The sequence below is a fragment of the Sutcliffiella sp. NPDC057660 genome, from assembly GCF_042800035.1.
Lineage (GTDB): Bacteria > Bacillota > Bacilli > Bacillales > Bacillaceae_I > Sutcliffiella_A.
Genome location: NZ_JBHVHV010000012.1, coordinates 87,573 through 106,824, shown reverse-complemented (window position 1 = coordinate 106,824; position 19,252 = coordinate 87,573). Strand labels below are relative to the sequence as shown.

Annotated in this window: 16 protein-coding genes; 8 read left to right on the top strand and 8 right to left on the bottom strand. The window is 42.2% G+C overall.

The features are described 5' to 3' along the window. Positions 1 to 14: 14 nt before the first annotated feature. Both yjbM and ACFVAD_RS15220 read right to left on the bottom strand, forming a co-directional pair. Entirely contained in the window at positions 15 to 650 is a 636-nt protein-coding gene (yjbM, locus tag ACFVAD_RS15225) for a GTP diphosphokinase (protein WP_386641705.1), read from the bottom strand. Between the two features lie 15 nt (positions 651 to 665). After that, a complete protein-coding gene (locus tag ACFVAD_RS15220) occupies positions 666 to 1,034 on the bottom strand; it encodes a UPF0738 family protein (protein WP_386641703.1) in 369 nt (122 codons plus the stop codon). 367 nt (positions 1,035 to 1,401) lie between these two features. Here ACFVAD_RS15220 and ACFVAD_RS15215 point away from each other — a divergent pair, with 367 nt between their 5' ends. From ACFVAD_RS15215 to ACFVAD_RS15200, 4 genes are all read left to right on the top strand, one after another. Next, positions 1,402 to 1,998, top strand: a complete 597-nt coding sequence (locus ACFVAD_RS15215; protein ID WP_386641700.1) for a CYTH domain-containing protein — start codon at positions 1,402 to 1,404, stop codon at positions 1,996 to 1,998. Positions 1,999 to 2,008: 10 nt separating this feature from the next. Beyond that, a complete protein-coding gene (locus ACFVAD_RS15210; RefSeq protein ID WP_386641697.1) occupies positions 2,009 to 2,659 on the top strand; it encodes a lytic transglycosylase domain-containing protein in 651 nt (216 codons plus the stop codon). Between the two features lie 167 nt (positions 2,660 to 2,826). Then, the gene (locus ACFVAD_RS15205) at positions 2,827 to 3,240 is read left to right on the top strand and encodes a globin domain-containing protein (RefSeq protein WP_386641694.1); all 414 of its coding nucleotides are present in this window, start codon (positions 2,827 to 2,829) and stop codon (positions 3,238 to 3,240) included. After that, a complete protein-coding gene (locus tag ACFVAD_RS15200) occupies positions 3,230 to 4,099 on the top strand; it encodes a ClpXP adapter SpxH family protein (RefSeq protein WP_386641691.1) in 870 nt (289 codons plus the stop codon). The genes ACFVAD_RS15205 and ACFVAD_RS15200 overlap by 11 nt, the downstream gene beginning before the upstream one ends. A 764-nt stretch (positions 4,100 to 4,863) precedes the next feature. Here ACFVAD_RS15200 and pepF read toward each other — a convergent pair. The 4 genes from pepF to mecA form a co-directional block, all read right to left on the bottom strand. Next, positions 4,864 to 6,678: an oligoendopeptidase F gene (gene pepF / locus ACFVAD_RS15195; RefSeq protein WP_386641688.1), complete on the bottom strand. Its 1,815-nt coding sequence runs from the start codon at positions 6,676 to 6,678 to the stop codon at positions 4,864 to 4,866. Positions 6,679 to 6,775: 97 nt separating this feature from the next. Then, positions 6,776 to 7,942, bottom strand: coding sequence for a competence protein CoiA (locus tag ACFVAD_RS15190; RefSeq protein ID WP_386641686.1), 1,167 nt, complete (start codon positions 7,940 to 7,942; stop codon positions 6,776 to 6,778). Positions 7,943 to 8,780: 838 nt separating this feature from the next. Continuing rightward, positions 8,781 to 10,289, bottom strand: a complete 1,509-nt coding sequence (gene cls / locus ACFVAD_RS15185) for a cardiolipin synthase (RefSeq protein ID WP_386641683.1) — start codon at positions 10,287 to 10,289, stop codon at positions 8,781 to 8,783. A gap of 73 nt (positions 10,290 to 10,362) precedes the next feature. Next, a complete protein-coding gene (gene mecA / locus ACFVAD_RS15180; RefSeq protein ID WP_386641680.1) occupies positions 10,363 to 11,052 on the bottom strand; it encodes an adaptor protein MecA in 690 nt (229 codons plus the stop codon). Between the two features lie 416 nt (positions 11,053 to 11,468). Here mecA and ACFVAD_RS15175 point away from each other — a divergent pair, with 416 nt between their 5' ends. Further along, positions 11,469 to 12,128 (top strand): TerC family protein, encoded by a 660-nt coding sequence (locus ACFVAD_RS15175; protein ID WP_386641678.1) that lies wholly within the window; start codon positions 11,469 to 11,471, stop codon positions 12,126 to 12,128. A gap of 46 nt (positions 12,129 to 12,174) precedes the next feature. On the opposite strand, the gene spxA is transcribed toward ACFVAD_RS15175, so the two are convergent. Beyond that, entirely contained in the window at positions 12,175 to 12,573 is a 399-nt protein-coding gene (gene spxA, locus ACFVAD_RS15170; RefSeq protein ID WP_386641675.1) for a transcriptional regulator SpxA, read from the bottom strand. A gap of 417 nt (positions 12,574 to 12,990) precedes the next feature. On the opposite strand from spxA, the gene ACFVAD_RS15165 reads away from it, so the two are divergent. From ACFVAD_RS15165 to ACFVAD_RS15155, 3 genes are read left to right on the top strand one after another with little or no spacing between them, the layout of a single operon-like run. Next, positions 12,991 to 14,205 carry an efflux RND transporter periplasmic adaptor subunit gene (locus ACFVAD_RS15165; protein ID WP_386641673.1) on the top strand — a complete coding sequence of 405 codons (1,215 nt, stop codon included), beginning with the start codon at positions 12,991 to 12,993 and terminating at the stop codon, positions 14,203 to 14,205. Positions 14,206 to 14,218: 13 nt separating this feature from the next. Further along, positions 14,219 to 17,287: an efflux RND transporter permease subunit gene (locus ACFVAD_RS15160; RefSeq protein WP_386641670.1), complete on the top strand. Its 3,069-nt coding sequence runs from the start codon at positions 14,219 to 14,221 to the stop codon at positions 17,285 to 17,287. A gap of 33 nt (positions 17,288 to 17,320) precedes the next feature. Beyond that, entirely contained in the window at positions 17,321 to 18,043 is a 723-nt protein-coding gene (locus ACFVAD_RS15155; protein ID WP_386641668.1) for a GDSL-type esterase/lipase family protein, read from the top strand. Between the two features lie 48 nt (positions 18,044 to 18,091). Here ACFVAD_RS15155 and ACFVAD_RS15150 read toward each other — a convergent pair whose 3' ends face one another. Continuing rightward, positions 18,092 to 18,670 (bottom strand): GNAT family N-acetyltransferase, encoded by a 579-nt coding sequence (locus ACFVAD_RS15150; RefSeq protein WP_386641666.1) that lies wholly within the window; start codon positions 18,668 to 18,670, stop codon positions 18,092 to 18,094. Positions 18,671 to 19,252 lie beyond the last annotated feature (582 nt).

Sequence of the window (19,252 nt, the reverse complement as noted above, 5' to 3'; positions counted from 1 at the left end):
AGCCATGGCAAAACTTAATCTGTATCCTTGTTTTCTTTCTTCCTGGAGAATATGGCCTGTGCTTCCTGAATCTCTCCACGGATCTGTGACATCTCCGCATCAAGCAGATATGCCGCTTCAGCCGCACGTACCAGACGCTCTTTGATATCCTGAGGAAATTGCCCACTATATTTATAATTCAAGGAGTGCTCGATGGTTGCCCAAAAATTCATGGCAAGCGTACGAATCTGGATCTCCACAAGTATTTTCTTTTCACCGTCGATAGTCTGTACCGGATACCTGATCACGACATGATAGGAACGGTACCCGCTGCTTTTTTTTGTGGAAATATAATCTCTTTCCTCCACAATCTCAAAGTCATTCCGGATCCGCAGCAATTCCACAACCCGATAGATGTCATCCACAAACTGGCACATCATCCGGACTCCGGCTATATCCTGCATTTCCTCTTCCAGCTTCTCAAGCGAAAAGCCTTTTCTTGTCGCTTTGTCCAAGATACTTGCTATCGGTTTTACTCTACCTGTTACAAACTCGATCGGAGAATGCTCCGACTGCATGGTAAATTGGCTGCGCATCCCTTTCAATTTCACTTTCATTTCATCAATAGCCTGTTTATAAGGTGCTAAAAACAAATCCCAATGCTGTATCATAATTGGCCAAACCCCTTAGAAAATATCGTTTACTCGTTTCTCCATCTCTTCCCCGTAATTGGCGTTATCTTTTATGTTCTCTAGCAAATAGCCCAGTTCCTCTTCTATGTTTGTTAAAAGCAAGGCCATTTTATCAACGACAAGTACAATCGCCTTCTTTTCTTCCATCGCTTTTTTCAAATCTTGCCAATATGTATCCTTCACGCTTACATAGATGAATTCCGAAGGCGTTTCCAATATATAAATAAAGGATAAATTATCAGAGTCCACAAGCATTTTATTGCCCGCTGCCACTTGCTCCAATGAAAACGAAACAGGATCCGCTTGAAGTAAAAGCTGCTCTTCATTCCATGATGTGTGTGTGATTTCTATTCTCTTTTGCATAATAATCTCCTTCCAACCTAAATCCTACATTTATTTTATCATAATTCCCAGTTATCATCTAAATGGAAACGCTACTTTTTGATTTTTGGCTGTTTTATTTTGATAATTGTAACCATTAAATGGAGCCCGTTGATTTCCGCTACGAACACTTGCTTTCCGCGGGGACGGATTGGAGCCCCGCGGAAAGCGAACGCCTGGAACGGAGACCAACAGGGAGTTTATTGTTCACATTAATCTTTAGTTTAGCTCCCTATGCTTAAAGGAAATGATCTTGATTTTTTCATTCTTACAAGAATAACAGTTTATCGTTGCTATCTAAATAAAAGCAAGTGATAATGGAAGTATACCAATTATGAGAGGTAATAATATGAGCCATCAGGAAATTGAAATAGAATTTAAAAACATTCTCACCTTTGAGGAATTTACCACTCTATGCTCTAGCTTTCAAGTACATCCGGAAGATTTCTTTTCTCAGGAAAACCATTATTTTGATACGGATAGATTTGAATTGAAGGAATGTGGCTGTGCACTTCGCATCCGCAAAAAAGGGGAAACATACACCCTTACACTCAAACAGCCTGCGAACGAAGGATTGCTTGAGACCCATCAAGCCATTACAGGGGAAGAAAAGGATATTATGTTCGATGAAGACCAAGGACTTATTCCGGGAGTCATCGCTGATATTTTGAAGGATGAGCTTGGTATTGATTCATCAGATATTCATTACTTCGGATCCCTGAAAACAAATCGTGTGGAGATTCCTTATAATAATGGTCTTCTTGTATTGGATGAAAGCCACTATCTGCAGACCAGCGATTTTGAAATGGAATATGAAGTCAGCAATTACCAAGAAGGACAACAGGCTTTTCACGAGTTGCTAAGAAAGCATCAAATTCCAATCCGCGAAACGAAAAATAAAATTGCCCGCTTTTATGATGTAAAAGTGTGCAGACTAAATGAATAGGTGATTAGCAATGAATATTGATCAAGTTCGTTCCATGATCCAAATACAAGCCCTGCAGAATCTGCAGAGCAACAAGACATCCCATTCCCCGACTGCAAGCTATCAATCTTTTGCCAGTCTGTTTGAAGGGTTACTGCAACAGCCGAATAGCGGGGAGAAGAATGCTGGACCATTTGCATCTTCTCATCCATTGAACATGGCTCACCTTACAAGCCTATCCAACTATCTACCGGAAGCTGCCCTATCGAAAATAGCGGAAAGCAATGGCTCCAGTGTGGCCGTACGATCTGATTACGAGGATCTTATCGAGGAGGCTTCGGTCAAGTATGGAGTTGACCCCTCATTGATTAAATCAATCATTCAGCATGAATCCAATTTCAATCCCTCTGCAAAAAGTCATGCCGGTGCGCTAGGATTGATGCAGCTGATGCCACAGACCGCAAAAGGACTTGGTGTGCATGATGCAACCGACCCTAGACAGAATATTATGGGCGGTACCAAGTATATCCGTCAAATGCTCGACCGCTATGACGGGAATGTATCCCTTGCACTTGCAGCGTACAACGCGGGTCCAGGCAATGTGGACAAGTATAATGGGATTCCCCCTTTTAAAGAAACCATCAACTATGTTCGCAAGGTCACGGGGAGTTTGATGAGTTAAGCCTATTACAATCTTTTTAGAGCAAGCGCTTTTAGGCGCTTGCTCTTTTTTGTCCTTCCCCCACCTATTATTTGTAAGATTGGAAGCGAAATATTTGAGATATAATAAGCACATTGCTAAAATATACATACAATCACACATTGAACTGAATAAGGAGTTAAAGAAAAATGAATAACATACAATCACCCTTTGAACTAATCGGCGGAGAGCAGGTTATTCATGAACTTGTAGATGCATTTTACTTACGTGTCAGTCGCCATCCTGATTTAGCTCCCATATTCCCTGATGATTTGACGGAAACGGCAAGAAAGCAAAAGCAGTTTCTTACCCAGTATCTTGGAGGTCCCTCCCTTTACACAAGTGAACACGGACATCCGATGCTGCGTGCACGCCATTTGCCTTTTGAAATAACCCCAACACGTGCAAATGCTTGGCTGGCCTGTATGGAAGAAGCAATGGATGAAATTGGACTTGAGGGTTCATATCGAAAAGAATTTTTTCAGCGTTTAGTTTTAACGGCTCATCATATGGTTAATACCCCAGACAAACCTGAAGAAAAGGAAGATTCATGTGACCTGTAACGATAAACAGCTTTTCTATTTAAATAATATCCGACATACGACAAACAAACCGGTTGAAGTGTACTTTTTCATTGATCCCCTTTGCCCTGAATGCTGGGCATTGGAGCCGATACTAAAAAAATTGCAGATGCAGTACGGCCAGTACTTTACAATCAAACACGTATTGAGCGGCAGGCTGACCTCCCTTAATTTATCAAAAAAGCATTACGCCGCCTCCATGGCCCAGGTTTGGGAGAGGACGGCTACTCGTTCCGGGATGTCCTGTGACGGTTCACTTTGGCTTGAAAACCCTATCGCAACTCCTTATGCCGCATCCATGGCAATCAAAGCGGCGGAATTGCAAGGAAAAAAAGCTGGCACCAAGTTTTTGCGCAAGCTTCAGGAGGTACTGTTTCTCGAAAAGCAGGATATTTCAGAGCTTACTGTACTCATTGACTGTGCAGAATCGGTTGGATTGGATAAAGAGGAATTCATGGGTGATATGAACGGGGAAAGCGCCGCCAAGGCGCTGCAGTGCGATTTGAAGATTACAAATGAGATGGAAGTAAATGAAATACCGACGCTTGTATTCTTCAATGAAAATATTGAGGAAGAAGGAATCAAGGTATCCGGCTATCATTCTTATGATGTGTATGTCCATATATTACAGGACATGCTCGGTGAGTACCCCTTCCCTACAATGTTGCCACCTTTGGAGGACTTTCTGCAGCAGTTCCAATTTGTTGCCACAAAAGAAATATCGGTCGTCTATAACCTGCCGATTGTGGAAGTGGAACGGGAGCTGAAAAAGCTTCAGCTGGCACAGAAAGTCGAACAGGTACCTGTAAAATACGGTACGTTTTGGAGATATTTAGCTTGATAATTATCGTGATATAAAGAAAAGCCTTGGTCTGGGACCAAGGCTTTCTTCTTGTCATATAGACAACAAAGGGGATGGGAGAAATTTTTCACGGTCAAACAAAGGGGTATATGTTTGTTTGTGAATCGTTTCACGATATTAATATATCAAATTTTGTCGACTTTTGACAAGTACTTTCCCTTCAATTTCACAACATTGTCACAAACAGCAGTAAATTCATTTTTAAGGAAAAGATTGAGGACTTGTCACATACACATAACTAAGAGTGGACAAAACGCCGGGAAGGTGAGTTAAGTCATGAATAAATTGCCCTTTATTCTTGCGATACTGTTTATTGCATTCTGCTTTTATATCAACATATTAGGACTTTTGGAAATATACCCTCTTTATTTTACCTCGCCCCTATTGTTTTTTTCTGTGTTTCTGTTTATGGGCATGCTCAATAATAAGGATCGATTCCGAGGGTTTAGAAAGTGAAAGACTCCCCATTCAAATTGATGGGGAGTCTTTTTATATTTTGTCACCATTGAACACCGCTGTTGATTTCCGCACTAGGCTGCGCTTTCCGCGGGGCTTGCGAGAGCCTCCTCGGCTTCGCCTGTGGGGTCTCCACTAAACGCTACCTCCCGCAGGACAAGGAAGGCTGCGGCAGCGATACATCGCACGAAGAAAATGCTCGCATTTTCGAGGAGTCTTCGCCTATTGCTCCAATCAACAGCTAATATTCGCAAAAATCAACACTTCTAATTAGCAAAGCCTACATTTTACGACAGAAGCTCTTCCATTTCTTTCAGCTTCTCTTCAAACACTTTGCATGCCTCTTCGATCGGAGTGGACTGAGTCATATCCACTCCTGCTTTTTTCAATACTTCGATTGGATAGTCCGAGCTGCCCGCTTTCAGGAATTCAAGGTAGCGGTCAACTGCTGGCTGGCCCTCCTCAAGGATCTGCTTGCTGAGAGCAGTCGCTGCACTATAGCCTGTTGCATATTGATATACATAATAGTTGTAATAGAAGTGAGGAATTCTTGCCCACTCCAGACCGATTTCCTCATCAATATGGATGCTGTCACCAAAATATTTCTTATTCAGCTCATAGTAGGTTTCTGTCAACAGGTCGGATGTCAGAGCCTCACCACTCTGAGCAAGCTCATGGATTTTGTGCTCAAATTCTGCAAACATCGTTTGGCGGAATACAGTGCCACGGAATCCTTCCAGGAAGTGGTTAAGTAAATAAAGACGCTTCTTATCATCATCGATGGTTTTCAATAGATAATCATTCAATAATGCCTCATTACAAGTGGACGCCACTTCCGCGACAAAGATGGAATAGTTTCCATACGGATAAGGCTGAGTCTTTCTTGTATAATAGCTGTGTACGGAATGGCCGAACTCATGTGCAAGAGTGAACAGGTTATTGACATTGTCCTGCCAGTTCATAAGGATATACGGGTTGGTTCCATAAGTTCCGGAAGAATAAGCACCTGAACGCTTCCCTTTGTTCTCCTGTACATCCACCCATCTGTTTTCAAAGCCTTCTTTCAGAATCTCTGAATACTCTTCTCCAAGTGGAGTCAGCCCTTTCAGGATATATTCCTTTGCTTCATCATACGTAACAGCCATCTTAACATCCTTGATCAGTGGGGTATATAGGTCATACATATGAAGCTCTTCCACACCAAGCACCTTTTTGCGTAGTTCCACATATCGGTGAAGCAGGTGCAGGTTCTTGTTGACCGTATCGACTAGATTGTCATACACCGTTTCAGGGATATTATTATTGCTTAGCGCGGATTGACGCGCAGAATCGTAATTGCGGACCTTCGCCTGGAAGTTGTCCTTTTTGACAGTCCCACCTAAAGTGCTCGCAAAAGTATTTTTGTATTTCCCATAAGTTTCATAAACAGCTTTGAAAGCATTTTTTCTCACTTCCTGATTCTCGCTCTCCAGGAAACGTATATAACGGCCGTGTGTAATTTCCACTTCTTCCCCATTCTCATCTTTAACAGATGGGAATGTCAGATCTGCATTGTTAAGCATGCCGAAAGTATTGGAGGATGCGGATAACACCTCGGAAGCTTCCGCGAGCAATGCCTCTTCCTTTGCAGACAATACATGTGGACGTTGTCGGTTAATTTCGTCGAGTGAATGCTTATAAAGGGAAAGCTCATCATGCTCCTGAAGGAACTTAGCTATTTCCTCTTCCTTCATCGTCAAAATTTCCGGTACAACGAATGATAACGCGCTTGCCACCTGTGTATAAAGGTTCGTTGCACGGTCATTCAGGCCTTGGTAAAAGCTGTTTGTAGTATCCTGGTCATAGCGCATATGAGCATATGTATACAGCTTGCCTAGACGGCTTGAGATGGAATCCTGGTATTGAAGTGCTTCAAACAGGTTTTCTGCCGACTTGGATAGTGATCCTTCAAAGTCCTGTATTTTTCCGATCATCGCTTTTACTTCCTGGAATTCCTTTTCCCATGCCTCATCACTTGAAAAAATATCTTCCAATCTCCATGTATCTTCTGCAGAGATATCTTTACGTTCTTGTAGTTTTTTAACGGCTGTTTGTTCTGCCATAAATTGGTACCCCCTTGAAAAAAATTAAAAAATGCATCTTTTACCTATTCGACGCAAGCTTATTATTCCCTCTTTTCTTTTCATTAAATGTAGTTGTTCACACTTTCAAGACAATCCTGTCCAGAATGTCCTTATCATGTGCTGTTGCCTCTTCCATCGTGTTGTATCTTTTTTCACTTACTGCCTTCCTGAAGACCAGGTCGTTCTCTTTCTTCAGAATGCCAACTGCGCATAGTTTCTCCAGGTATTCTATAATAGCATTTGTATAATGTCCAAATCTTACTAATGGAAGCTGCTTGACTTTCACATGGGCATGTTGGATGCGTTGATTAAAACGGTTCATCAGGGATGGAATGTGAATGATGGAATCGACGGGGGTATGATAGATGGAGTCAAAATAAATCCAGGCCTGCCACTGGAGGACCGGGGTCTGAAACCAATAAGAAGAAGAAATCGGTATTCCAATAGCTGCAGGACATAATGACAGCGGGATTTGCATTTTCGTGTAGCAATAATTACGTAACTTCTGGTATGCCGGGTATAGACAGAAATCGTATCTCCATCTCCTTTTCGAATGTAGCCATTTTGTTTTCCAATAGCTTGGCGGGGTTTTTCTGTTATGTGGGGGATGCAGCTGCCATTCCTTGCTTGTTTTTGAGAATATATAGGAATCAAGGCTGTTAAATCCGAAAAGTGGGTGAAGGTAATGAAAGACCGAATATTGTGGACAAAAGCTTAAGATGTAGGGGGATTCGCCTTTTTTATGATTCTGTAAAAAAGACCATTGAAACGCGGATAGTTTCATATAGGGTTGGATGTTTCCGAGCTTTTCTTTGCCGATTAACCAGATGGGAATAATGGATTCTGATTCATATAGTGTGGATCTTTGTTCGATGATGGAAGGGTGGATGGTAGAGCACTGAAACTCAAATGCAAAGTCCTGCTTGGTTCTCAAAAATACATCCGCTCTTTGCATGGTCTGCGGGATATAGTATTCCAATTCGGGGGATCCACTTATTTTCAATGACTGATAGAGCTTTGCTTTTCCCTCTAAATGATAGAAGGTTTCTGCTTCGGTGGAAGCTCGGCATTCTGTGTTCAGATGAGCGAAATGCATTCTTCGTATATTCCCGCTTTTAAGTTTCACTTCCGAATCACATGCCGGGCAATTATACTTGTACTTTTTTATCGTCTCCTGTGATGACGTGTCTTTGTGATCATGCAAGGTTATAAGGATACCATCTTCTCTTTTTGCTACAAACATTGATTCACTCCTTTTTTTGTGTCATCTCCCTATATTCTGCATCTCTCGACAATATCCTTGTTATATTTGAAAATAGTATTTTGGAGTAAAATTACTAATAAAATTGATTTTTGGAGAAATTCAGTGCAGATGTTTGGGAGGGGTTTCGTTATAAAGTTTATGATGGACTTTTTATTGAGGATTCAGGGGAAAAAGGCTCTTCATTAAGGTCATGATGAGCATTTTTCTACCTTTCCTAACTCAAAAAGCCCTTCATAAAGGCAATGATGAGCTTTTCACTACCTTTCCTATCTCAAAAAGCTCTTCATCAAAGTCATGATGAGCTTTTCCCTACCTTTCCTATCTCAAAAAGCCCTTCATCAAAGTCATGATGAGCTTTTCCCTGCCATACCTATCTCAAAAAGCTCTTCATCATGGCGATGATGAGCTTTTTACTACCTTTCCTTACTCAAAAAGCCCTTCATAAAGGCAATGATGAGCTTTTCACTGCCATACCTATCTCAAAAAGCCCTTCATCAAAGTCATGATGAGCTTTTTACTACCTTTCCTAACTCAAAAAGCCCTTCATAAAGGCAATGATGAGCTTTTCACTGCCATACCTATCTCAAAAAGCTCTTCATCATGGCGATGATGAGCTTTTCACTACCTTTCCTAACTCAAAAAGCCCTTCATCAAAGTCATGATGAGCTTTTCACTGCCATACCTATCTCAAAAAGCCCTTCATTCAAACCCATGAGACACTTTTCAGGTCGCTGCCGCTCCACCCCACCCGCCCCAAACAAAAAAAACTGCCCAAAAGTGAAATCAAGTCACTTTCGGACAGCCTCAAGCTCCAATATTATAGTAGTGGTGAAGCAAGTCTTGCCAAGGATTCCGCGACTTTCTGGTAGAATGGCCGATTGGCAAACACACCCTTCACGATCGGGTTGCTCTCGAGAAGGTCCTTTTCAAAATCCTCCACCAAAGATAATACGCTTTCCGTATTATATAGAAATGCGTTCACTTCAAAGTTCAGGTGGAAGCTCCTCATGTCCATATTTGCCGTTCCGATCGAGGCGATTTCATCGTCCACTATCACGACTTTGCTATGCAGGAAGCCTTTTTCATATTCATAGATCTGCACCCCTGCTTCCATCATCTCTGGAAAATAGGAGTGGGAGGCATAATAGACGATTCGTTTATCGGGCCGTTTCGGAACCAGAAGCCTGACGTCCAAGCCGCTTAACGCTGCAACTTTCAGGGCTGTGAAAATATCATCATCCGGAACAAAATATGGAGAGGCAATCCAGATTGATTTCTGAGCCGAGGTAATCATGGAAAAGTACAGGCTTTTTATTACTTCCCATTCCTGATCCGGTCCGCCGGCTATCATCTGTACCCCGCCATGATTTCTCTCAGTTAAGGTTGGTGTCAAGTAACTCGGGGTCAGCAATGACTGATCGGTTGCATAGTACCAGTCCTGCAGAAATATCAACTGCAGCGTACGGACTGCCTCCCCTTTTACGAACAGATGGGTATCCCGCCAATAGCCGAAATATTCATCCCTTCCCAGATATTCATCCCCAATGTTAAGGCCGCCGACAAAGCCGACCTCTCCATCAACCACAATTATTTTACGGTGGTTTCTGAAATTAACTTTATTGTTGAAAACTGGAAATGCAACCGGTGAAAAAGAAACGATTTCCACACCGGCTTCACGCAATTCTTTCAAATACGATTTGCCAAGACCCAGACTGCCCACTGCATCAAAAAGGAAACGCACATATACGCCTGATTTTGCTTTTTCCATTAACAATTGTTTGATTTGATTGCCTATTTCATCATTTTTCACTATGTAATATTCCAAATGAATATGGTGCTTCGCCTTATTAATCTCTTCCAGGATTTTCGAGAAGGTCCGATCGCCATCTGTCAGCACTTCGGTATCCGTTTGAAAGGAAATGGGACTTCTTCCGATGTTTTGTGATAGTCGGAAAATGCTTCTTTTACTTTCTCCCAATAAAGCGATGTCTTCCTTGGTATAGATTCGTTCCCCTTCAATTTCCCTTATCGCTTCCTTATCCAATAGAGCCTTCCTCTGAAACAGTCTCCGCTTTCTTACATTGCGTCCGAACAGGAGATAAAAGAAAAATCCCAATACCGGAAAACTGCCGAGGACAACCAGCCACGTCAGGGTTCTAGTAGGATGCCGGTTCTCCAATGATATTAAAAATCCAATAAAGACGACGCTAATCGTAAAAAGTACAGATATCGAACCTAGCAGCCACCCTTCCCATATTCCCTGGGTGGCAAATAGTACAGCTCCTACCGCCAAAACAAAAACAGAAACCCTAACTGTATTCTTCAACAAACTTCATCTCCCTAAGTACATCTATCTGTCTGGAAAAAAAACCGATTTCAACAAAGTGAAATCGGTCTTTTTATTTAAGTGGAAAATGCATGGTCATTTCTTTCATTGCAGTATCTTTCACAACTTCGGAACCATACTCTTGGAGACGGTGGATGCTCATTGCCGACTCATCCCCATACTCAAGGAGAACACTAAGCACATTATCTATTTCCTCATCCGTATAATGCTCACTGGAAAAATCAACATATAAATAATAGCTGCCTTCATAAAAGTAAAGGCTATTACTTAAATTCTCCAAGTGCTGCAGACGATGACTGACAGAAATAATATATTCAAGATCCTTGAAACGGATCATGAACTGCAATAGATCTGTTTCTTCTTCGAGCTTATCATCTTTATTATCCACTTTAGGGTTGGAATTGAAATGCTGATCGATCAACGCTTCTATTCGCTCATCCACAGGGATATCGATTTTTTTGTCATCGGAAACAGGAACCTCAAAATTCTTCCCGTCCTTGGAAAGCTGAGCTCTTGTCACAACTACCTCCAAGCCTTTATCAAGAGCCTGTACCTGTATCCACAATGGCCCTTCCACCATAAAATCTTCTTCATCGTGGGCTTCGTCCATCATTTCCCAGAAAAGCTCTTCGCTTCTTTCACGATTGTACCAGATTTCTTCACGGTCAAAGCCTCTTTCCTCTATATCACCATATGAAATATAAAATTTTACCGTATGATCATTAATTCGTTCGATTTCCATCTAACAACACTCCCTTCTGATTAGGCAAATGATCAGCGCTCATCATTACACGAACCTCATAACCCTTGTACAAGCATGAGATAAGCTATCCTCTATACTGTCCGCTTCTCATTTTCCTCCGTTTTTCCTTGGAAGGGACCCTCCTCGAAACTTTTTAGCCTTTGTTACAATTTATCCATTTCACACAGCCCGTAAACCTATATCCTATGCAAAGATGGAATACCTTGTACTCTTATTTTATGATAAAAAAAGGAAGAATGGAAATAAAAAAGCTCATATTTTTAAAAATCGTTCATCTGCCTACTTTACGCTTCCCACACCCACAAACCGCCTGATTCAAGTCCAAGATTAAGTCATAAATCCAGACAAGCCTCACTATATTTATAGAGGAAAGGGACACAAGAAGGGGCGATAGTGTGGATTTGGAGCTGATAACTTCCATATTGATCATCATAGGCATAGACATTGTGCTTGGAGGTGACAACGCAATAATCATTGCATTGGCATGCAGGAACCTTCCAGAGCAATACAGGAATAAGGCAATAGTCACCGGAACTTTTTTGGCCATCATTTTTCGGATACTTATCACCATTGGTGCAGTATACTTGCTTGCCATCCCATTTTTGCAATTTGTAGGCGGTGTCCTATTGGTCTACATTGCCATCAATCTCCTGAAAAAACAAGACGAGTCGAAGATGATTACAGGTAGTACTTCTGTGGGAGTTGCAATCAGAACCATCGTAATGGCGGATATCATAATGGGAATCGATAATGTAATGGCCGTTGCCGGGGCCGCCCACGGTCAGTTTCTGCTTGTGGTCATCGGTTTGGTTGTATCCGTCCCGATAATAATATGGGGGAGTAAAATTATATTAAGGGTAATGGATAAATATCCTATTATTATCTATTTTGGGGCAAGCATTCTTAGTTTTACTGCAGGAAAAATGATAATACATGAACCGGTAATCCAAATATTGATCCATCAGGAAAGTTGGAGAACTGCCTTTCCCTTTATATTGACAATAAGCGTGCTTGCGGTTGCAGTCATTCAGAAGAAAACAGGCTGGAATAGTTAAAAAAGCTTCTACATTTGAATCATGTAGAAGCTTTTTTATTGTTCTATTAGCCGTTAACCAAGCGTTGAGCTTCTCGCAGCTGGAACGTTCTTACCTTTCTTGGTAAGAAGCGGCGAATTTCATCTTCGTTATATCCTACTTGCAATCTTTTTTCATCAATGATAATCGGTCGTCTTAAAAGACCAGGATGTTCCTTTATGACAGAATATAATTCTTGAAGAGGCATGGCCTCCACATTGATATTCAGCTTTTGAAAGATTTTTGATCTTGTAGAAATGATTTCATCTGTTCCATCCTCCGTCATGCGAAGGATTTCTTTGATCTCATCAATGGATAAAGACTCAGAGAAAATATTTCTTTCTGTATATGGAATGCTATGCTCTTCTAACCAATTTTTCGCTTTGCGGCAAGACGTACAACTTGGAGATGTATATAAGGTTACCATGAACTTTCCCTCTCCTTTTATTCTTAATTTATTCGAAAAAGAACATGCTGTAGGATTCTAATTGTGAATCACTCTCAATTTGAAATTACTATAAAAAAGGAATTTCTATTAAGTATTATACACGATTTAGGTGTAAAAAGGTACAGTATTTTATAAGTTAGACAAGTTGTCACAACATGTTCGCTTTTTCGTAGAATTTCTTTTTTTACCTACTTGTACAACTTTTCTTCTTATATATGACGTATAAGAGTGACGAAAAGTTTCATTTAAATGAGGTTAATTCTCATCATTTTTCACCTGTTCACATTTTGTTAACAAATGTGCTCTTTCCTTTTGGCTCGGATAGTTAGGAATTGTAAGGGTTTCAAATACATGTTAGTTTTATATTTAGACATGATAAGTATGAGGTGAAAGAATTTGAGAAAAACATGGTTGTTTCCTGCAATTTTTTTGCTAGTATTTTCGACAGCCTGCAGTCAAAAAGAGATTACGAGTCAAAACACGGAATCTAACAAAGTACCTGTTTCGGTCGCAGAAGTCATTGAACAAAACATTAGCAATACCATTGAATTAGTTGGAATGGCAGTACCTGAGACCCAAGTGCCACTCCTCACTACCTCCCCCCTGACCGTTGAAAAGGTTCATGTGAAAATTGGTGATATAGTCAAAAAGGGCGATTTAATTGTTTCATTGGATCCTACAGCTGCCAATGAGCAGGTGACTCAGGCCCAAAACGCAGTGTCGGAATTGGAAAATGCCCTCTCTAAAATGAAAGAAATGCAACAGGCTGCTGAAAGTCAAGCCTCTTTAACTGATATACCCAAGTTGCAGGGGGAATTAAACCAATCTTTAGAAAAATCTCAAGCACTTTTAGATGGAGTTGAAACAGGCGCTGTCACTTCCCTTGATCTACTCCAAAGCACGATGGAAGTGATGTTAAAGCAAGCCCAGCTCTCCACAGCAGCGAGCCAGGCTCAGCAAATGCCCTCCTTTAATACTGTAGAGATTGAAGCACAGTTAAATCAGGCACGCCAAGGTCTGAAACAGGCAGAACAGCTTGCTGAAGCTGCCAGCATCACAAGTCCGATAGACGGCATCGTTTCGGAGCTTAATGTAGTGGAAGATGGAATTGCCGCTCCCAACGTTCCGATCGGAACCATCATCAGACAGGACAACATATCTGCGACTTTTCAAGTAAACAGCTATCAGGTTTCAAAATTACAGGCTGGACAGAGAGTCACCATTTCTTTTGAAGGACTATCGGATTCTTATGAATCAGCGATAGAAACTGTTTCTCCGACCGTCAATCAGCAGACTAATATGTTTTCGGTCATCATTCCTGTAAGCAACACAGAGCAGTTCATTAAAGGCGGAATGCGTGCTACCGCATATGTGTCGGTTGATAATCTCGATGCACAGATTGTCGTCCCGAATGATGCGATATTATATGAAGAGGCCACCCCCTATGTTTATTTGATAGAAGACGGAAAAGCATTGCGCCGTGATGTTACTACCGGTTTTCGGGATGGAGAAATGATTCAGATTATCGAAGGCCTGATAAAAGGACAGAAAGTCGCCGTTGACGGAAAAGAACGGTTAAAAGACGGCACTGATATTTCAGAAAAAAAGTGAGTGAGCAACTTTTATGAAAATTGCAAAGCTATCTGTACTACGACCAATTGCGATGAGCATGGTGATTGTGCTTATGCTCATACTCGGCGCTGTCAGTATGAGGAGCATGACGGTCGATTTATTCCCTGAATTGACCTTCCCTATAGTGGCCGTCACGACTACCTATGAAGGCGCTGGACCTGAGGAAATCGAAAATTTGATTTCCTCTCCTATTGAAAATGCAATGGGCACTTTGCCGAATGTTGAATCTGTGACATCAATATCAAGAACTGGCGGCTCACTGGTCCTGGTTGCTTTCACATGGGGAACCAATATGGATTTTGCATCGCTTGATATGCGCGAGAGGATCGACTCTGTAAGGGACTTTTTGCCTCCAGGTGCCCAATTGCCGCGAGTTCTGAGATTTAATCCAAGTGACCTACCCATTGTACAGCTAGCTATTACAGACCCTTCAGGTGAAATGGTAAAAGCGAAGAGGCTGGCAGAAGAGGAAATCGAACCTGAACTGAATAGCGTGGATGGAATCGCCTCCATATCAGTCGAGGGCGGTGCAGAAAGTGAAGTTCGTGTCACCTTGGACCCGAATACACTTTCCACCTTTGGAATCTCCATTGATCAGTTGCAGCAAATCATCTCATCGGAAAACTTGAATCTTCCTGGTGGCGCTTTAACCGATCAGAACCAGGATCTGCCTATCCGGATTACGGGGGAATATGGCTCTATCACTGATATTCAGACGCTCCCTATCCCGACCTCTAAGGGGATCGTCCAACTCGATCAGCTTGGTGAAGTAAAGGAAACACTTCAGCCTACCACTCAGTTAAGCTATCTGAACGGAGAGCCTGCTGTAGGGATGTCCATCCTGAAGCAGTCGGGAAGCAATACCGTTACAGTGGCCAATGATATCAATAAGAAATTGGAAGAAATCAAGGAAACGCTTCCTGAAGGCGTTGAAATTAAGCCAATCTTTGACCAAAGTCAGTTTATCGAACAGTCCATTCGTGCTGTAGCTTCCAACATGATCCTCGGAAGCCTGCTCGCAGCTCTTGTTCTTTACTTTTTCTTAAGAAACTTGAGAAGTACGCTGATTATCCTGTTCTCCATCCCCCTTTCCATAGTGACCACGTTCATCTTTATGTACTTCAGCGGCCAGACGCTTAACCTTTTGACGCTTGGCGGGTTGGCATTGGGAATTGGAATGATGGTGGATAACGCAATTGTAATTCTGGAGAATATATATCGTTTAAGGCAGAAAGGGTATTCATTAAAAGATGCGGCAATCGAGGGGACAAGTGAGGTCGGACCTGCCATCATAGCCTCCACTCTTACTACCGTCATTGTATTTTTACCGATCGTTTTTGTCGACGGATTGGCTGCACAGCTATTCAAACCTTTGGCACTTGTTGTATCGTTCTCGCTTTTAGCTTCTTTGTTCACAGCTTTGATTATAGTACCTTTGTTCTCATCCCTACTATTAAAAGTCAATAAGAAAAGCTCGCGATTCGAAGAAAGATTCAGCTCGTTTTCTTTATGGTATAGAAACGTACTACATAAGGCCCTCCAGCATCCGAAGAAAACGATATCACTAGTATTATTGCTCCTGGTGGCTTCCCTTTTTGGTACACCGTTTATCGGAAAAGAATTTTTACCTCAGCAGGACCAAAGCTTTATTTCCATGACAGCGCGGTTGCCGGAAGGAAGCTCGCTTGATGCTACCTACGGTGTGATGGAGGATATCGATCAGAAACTGAAAAAGATAGAAGAGATTGACCTTTCCTTTGTTACGGTCGGTGGAACTGATAACTTCTCTGTTTCTGCCGGTACACAATCAAACAGGGCTAATTACAGTATTTTGCTTGTACCCTTGAGTGAAAGGAACAGGTCTGATACAGAGGTCGGAGATGAAATCAGAGTGCTGCTGCAGGACATTCCCGGAGTGGAAATTTCCATATCCTCCGGTGACTCAGGTATCTCGCAAAACCCTGTATCCCTTAGCATTACTGGACCTGATCTTGATACATTAAAAGGTATGGCGGATCAGACCATTACGCTTTTATCCGATATTGAAGGGATCAGAGAGCCGAGCTCCAATTACACAGAGGGCAATCCGGAAATAGTCGTCGACATTGACCGGGTCAAGGCCAGTCAGTTCGGAGTTGGAAGTGCCCAGATCGCCTCGGCCGTATCCAGTGCAACAAGGGGCGTTGTGGCATCCAGAATGGCCCGTGAAGGGGAAGAGCTGGATATCCGGCTGACAATCGAGGACACGTACACAAGCTCCATTCAAGATTTGGAAACCCTGCTCATCAGTACACCAACAGGGGAAAATATTCCGCTTCAAGCCGTTGCATCAGTAAGCCGGGGACAAGGTCCAAGTCAGATAAACCGAACCGACCGCCTACGTGAAATAACAGTAAATGCTGATATTGTGAACCGCGATCTGGGCAGTGTGGTGGATGATATTGAGAAGACACTAAAAGAAAATGTCTATATTCCCACCAAACAATACAAAATTACCATCGGCGGACAGGATGAGCAGATGAATGACGCTTTCTTCAAATTGGGAGGGGCACTTGCGCTTGCTGTCGTACTGGTTTATATGGTAATGGCTGCACAGTTTGAATCTTACTATTATCCTTTTATCATCATGTTTTCAGTTCCGCTTACCATTATCGGAATTATCGTGGGGCTGTTAGTTACTTTCCAGCCACTTGGGGTTGGGTCCCTGGTTGGGATGCTCATTCTTACCGGTATAGTGGTGAACAACGCGATTGTTTTCGTGGATTACGTCAACTTGTTAAAGAAAGATGGGAACTCCACTGTCGAAGCTATTTTAATAGCCGGACCAACACGGATCCGTCCCATCCTGATGACCACCCTTACCACGATATTAGGATTGATCCCTCTTACATTGGGAATCGGGGAAGGGATGGAAATACAGCAGCCGATGGCGATTGTCATCGTATTCGGACTAAGCTTTGCCACTTTAATCACACTGGTTCTTATTCCGGTATTGTACTACCTTTTGGATAGATTTAAAGAAAAAAGACAAGCGAAGAAATTGGAAAAAGCGGAGATATAAACTTTTGTGTCTTGTAGAGAGGATGACATAACGATGGGCAGAAAATTTTTGCTGACTGCATTTCTGATACTCGGCAGTTTCTTCATGTACCCTCCTGCAACAGCGGAGTCTCCTAAACAGTTGACTTATATCGCATTAGGGGATTCATTGACTGCAGGTCTCGGCTCATCTGAAGAGAACTACTTGCGCATCCATGGATTTGTGCCCCAATTTACAAAGTATCTGAGAAAAGATAATACTGTCAAAGTAGAAAACTATGGTATCCCAGGATTGACTTCGACTGGACTTCTCGCACTGCTTTCAGGGGATGAAGGGCTTAGGAACCGACTAAAAACCGCAAATATCATTTCCATCTCCATTGGCGGGAACAACTTTTTACAGACTGTCCGGTCCCAGCCTGACCCGGAGGAGGAGCAGTTGGATTTTAATATGCAGTTATTAGAAACTTCCTTGAAGGAAACCTATGGAATGGTAAGGGAAATAAATCCGACAGCCACCATCCTGCTGATTGGACTATACAACCCGTATCCTTCTGGTCATCCCCTTCATCAGCTTGGTAAGGAATATGCACCTAAATTCAATGCAGCCGTAAAAAAACTGGCTTCAGAATCCACGCTATTCATAGACCCTTATCAAGAATTCGTCAACAAAGAAGTGGACCTCACCCATATAGAAAAGGATGACATCCACCCAAATGACCAAGGATATCGAGTAATAGTAGCGCTCATGAAAAAAGCATATGAAGAGACACAATAAAAAGTGCTTCCGATTTGGAAGCACTTTTTTGGTTCTATGTACTTATGATTAAAGTTTGGAAAGTATGTTATTATCACCATTATCCTCTTCGTCAAAACTCAACACTTTATCGACCGTTTCATAGGACTCTCCGTACAGCTCCTTGTCCTTGTATGTATGAACCTGTTCATACATCTGTTTCATCCCCTCAAAGATTGCCGCCTCGTCCTGGTTGTTCGGTGACCAATACAGTATCTCCATCTGATTTACTTCATTTGTCGCCAAGGATCTTCTGCTATATCCGATGGAGGATGCATGATCAAAGCCTTCCCTTTTGTAAAACTTCAGCCTTTTTTCGGTATCCGTATCTTCATAGTCAACCGGCTCCACTTCCAGGATGATCGGCTTCCCTTTCCTTTTCAGCTTTTCAAGGAGTTTATGGCCTAGTCCCTGCCCTCTCGATGCCTTTGATACAAACAGATAGTCGATAAAAATAAACTGGTCAAATTCTGCATACATCAAAACATGATGCTCGCCTTCATCCTTATGGTACATATGCCCTTTTTCTTTTAACAAAAGCTCCATATGCTCTTTTGATTTCATCTCTTCTACCGGAAAATATTGATTTAATTTTTCATACCAATTCATCTCTTTATACTGATCCCCTTTCATCTTTTTCTTTGGCTGTTTTCGCATTCATTATTGTTAAATAGCATTAAATGCAGCCCGTTGATTTCCGCTCCGGACACAAGATTCCCCGGGGACGGATGGGAGCCTCCTCGGCTTCGCCTGTGGGGTCTCCCATGTCCTCTACTTTCCCGCAGGAGTCAAGTGTCCTCCGCTACAATCAACTCAGTTTTTTAACATTATTTGCTCTACTGAAAAAAAAATAAGACAATGTCCAATTTTTCAAACTTTAGGAAGGCAAATATTATACTTTGAGTCACCCCTGTTGGTTGGAGTGCAAGGCGTGAGACTCCTTGAAAATGCAAGCATTTTCTGCGTGCGATGTATCGCTGCCGGAGCCTTCCTTGTCCTGCGGGAGCAGCGTGTCAAGGGAGACCCCGCAGGCTCAAAGCGCCGAGGAGGCTCCCGAGGCCGCCCGCGATCGCTGCCGCCTGGAACGGAGACCAACAGGGAGTTTAATATTGACACCTTATCTTTAGCCCATCCTATACTTAAAAACAACAATCTTTACGAAAGATCCTTTTCTTTCTCCTACTTAAGCAT

Excerpts from the sequence above, each read along its gene's own strand:
- mecA (WP_386641680.1), bottom strand. The coding sequence starts at position 11,052 with ATGGAAATCGAACGAATTAATGATCATACGGTAAAATTTTATATTTCA.
- ACFVAD_RS15150 (WP_386641666.1), bottom strand. The coding sequence starts at position 18,670 with ATGAATTGGTATGAAAAATTAAATCAATATTTTCCGGTAGAAGAGATG.
- ACFVAD_RS15155 (WP_386641668.1), top strand. The coding sequence starts at position 17,321 with ATGGGCAGAAAATTTTTGCTGACTGCATTTCTGATACTCGGCAGTTTC.
- spxA (WP_386641675.1), bottom strand. The coding sequence starts at position 12,573 with ATGGTAACCTTATATACATCTCCAAGTTGTACGTCTTGCCGCAAAGCG.
- ACFVAD_RS15160 (WP_386641670.1), top strand. The coding sequence starts at position 14,219 with ATGAAAATTGCAAAGCTATCTGTACTACGACCAATTGCGATGAGCATG.
- ACFVAD_RS15205 (WP_386641694.1), top strand. The coding sequence starts at position 2,827 with ATGAATAACATACAATCACCCTTTGAACTAATCGGCGGAGAGCAGGTT.
- ACFVAD_RS15210 (WP_386641697.1), top strand. The coding sequence starts at position 2,009 with ATGAATATTGATCAAGTTCGTTCCATGATCCAAATACAAGCCCTGCAG.
- ACFVAD_RS15220 (WP_386641703.1), bottom strand. The coding sequence starts at position 1,034 with ATGCAAAAGAGAATAGAAATCACACACACATCATGGAATGAAGAGCAG.
- pepF (WP_386641688.1), bottom strand. The coding sequence starts at position 6,678 with ATGGCAGAACAAACAGCCGTTAAAAAACTACAAGAACGTAAAGATATC.
- ACFVAD_RS15190 (WP_386641686.1), bottom strand. The coding sequence starts at position 7,942 with ATGTTTGTAGCAAAAAGAGAAGATGGTATCCTTATAACCTTGCATGAT.
- yjbM (WP_386641705.1), bottom strand. The coding sequence starts at position 650 with ATGATACAGCATTGGGATTTGTTTTTAGCACCTTATAAACAGGCTATT.
- ACFVAD_RS15215 (WP_386641700.1), top strand. The coding sequence starts at position 1,402 with ATGAGCCATCAGGAAATTGAAATAGAATTTAAAAACATTCTCACCTTT.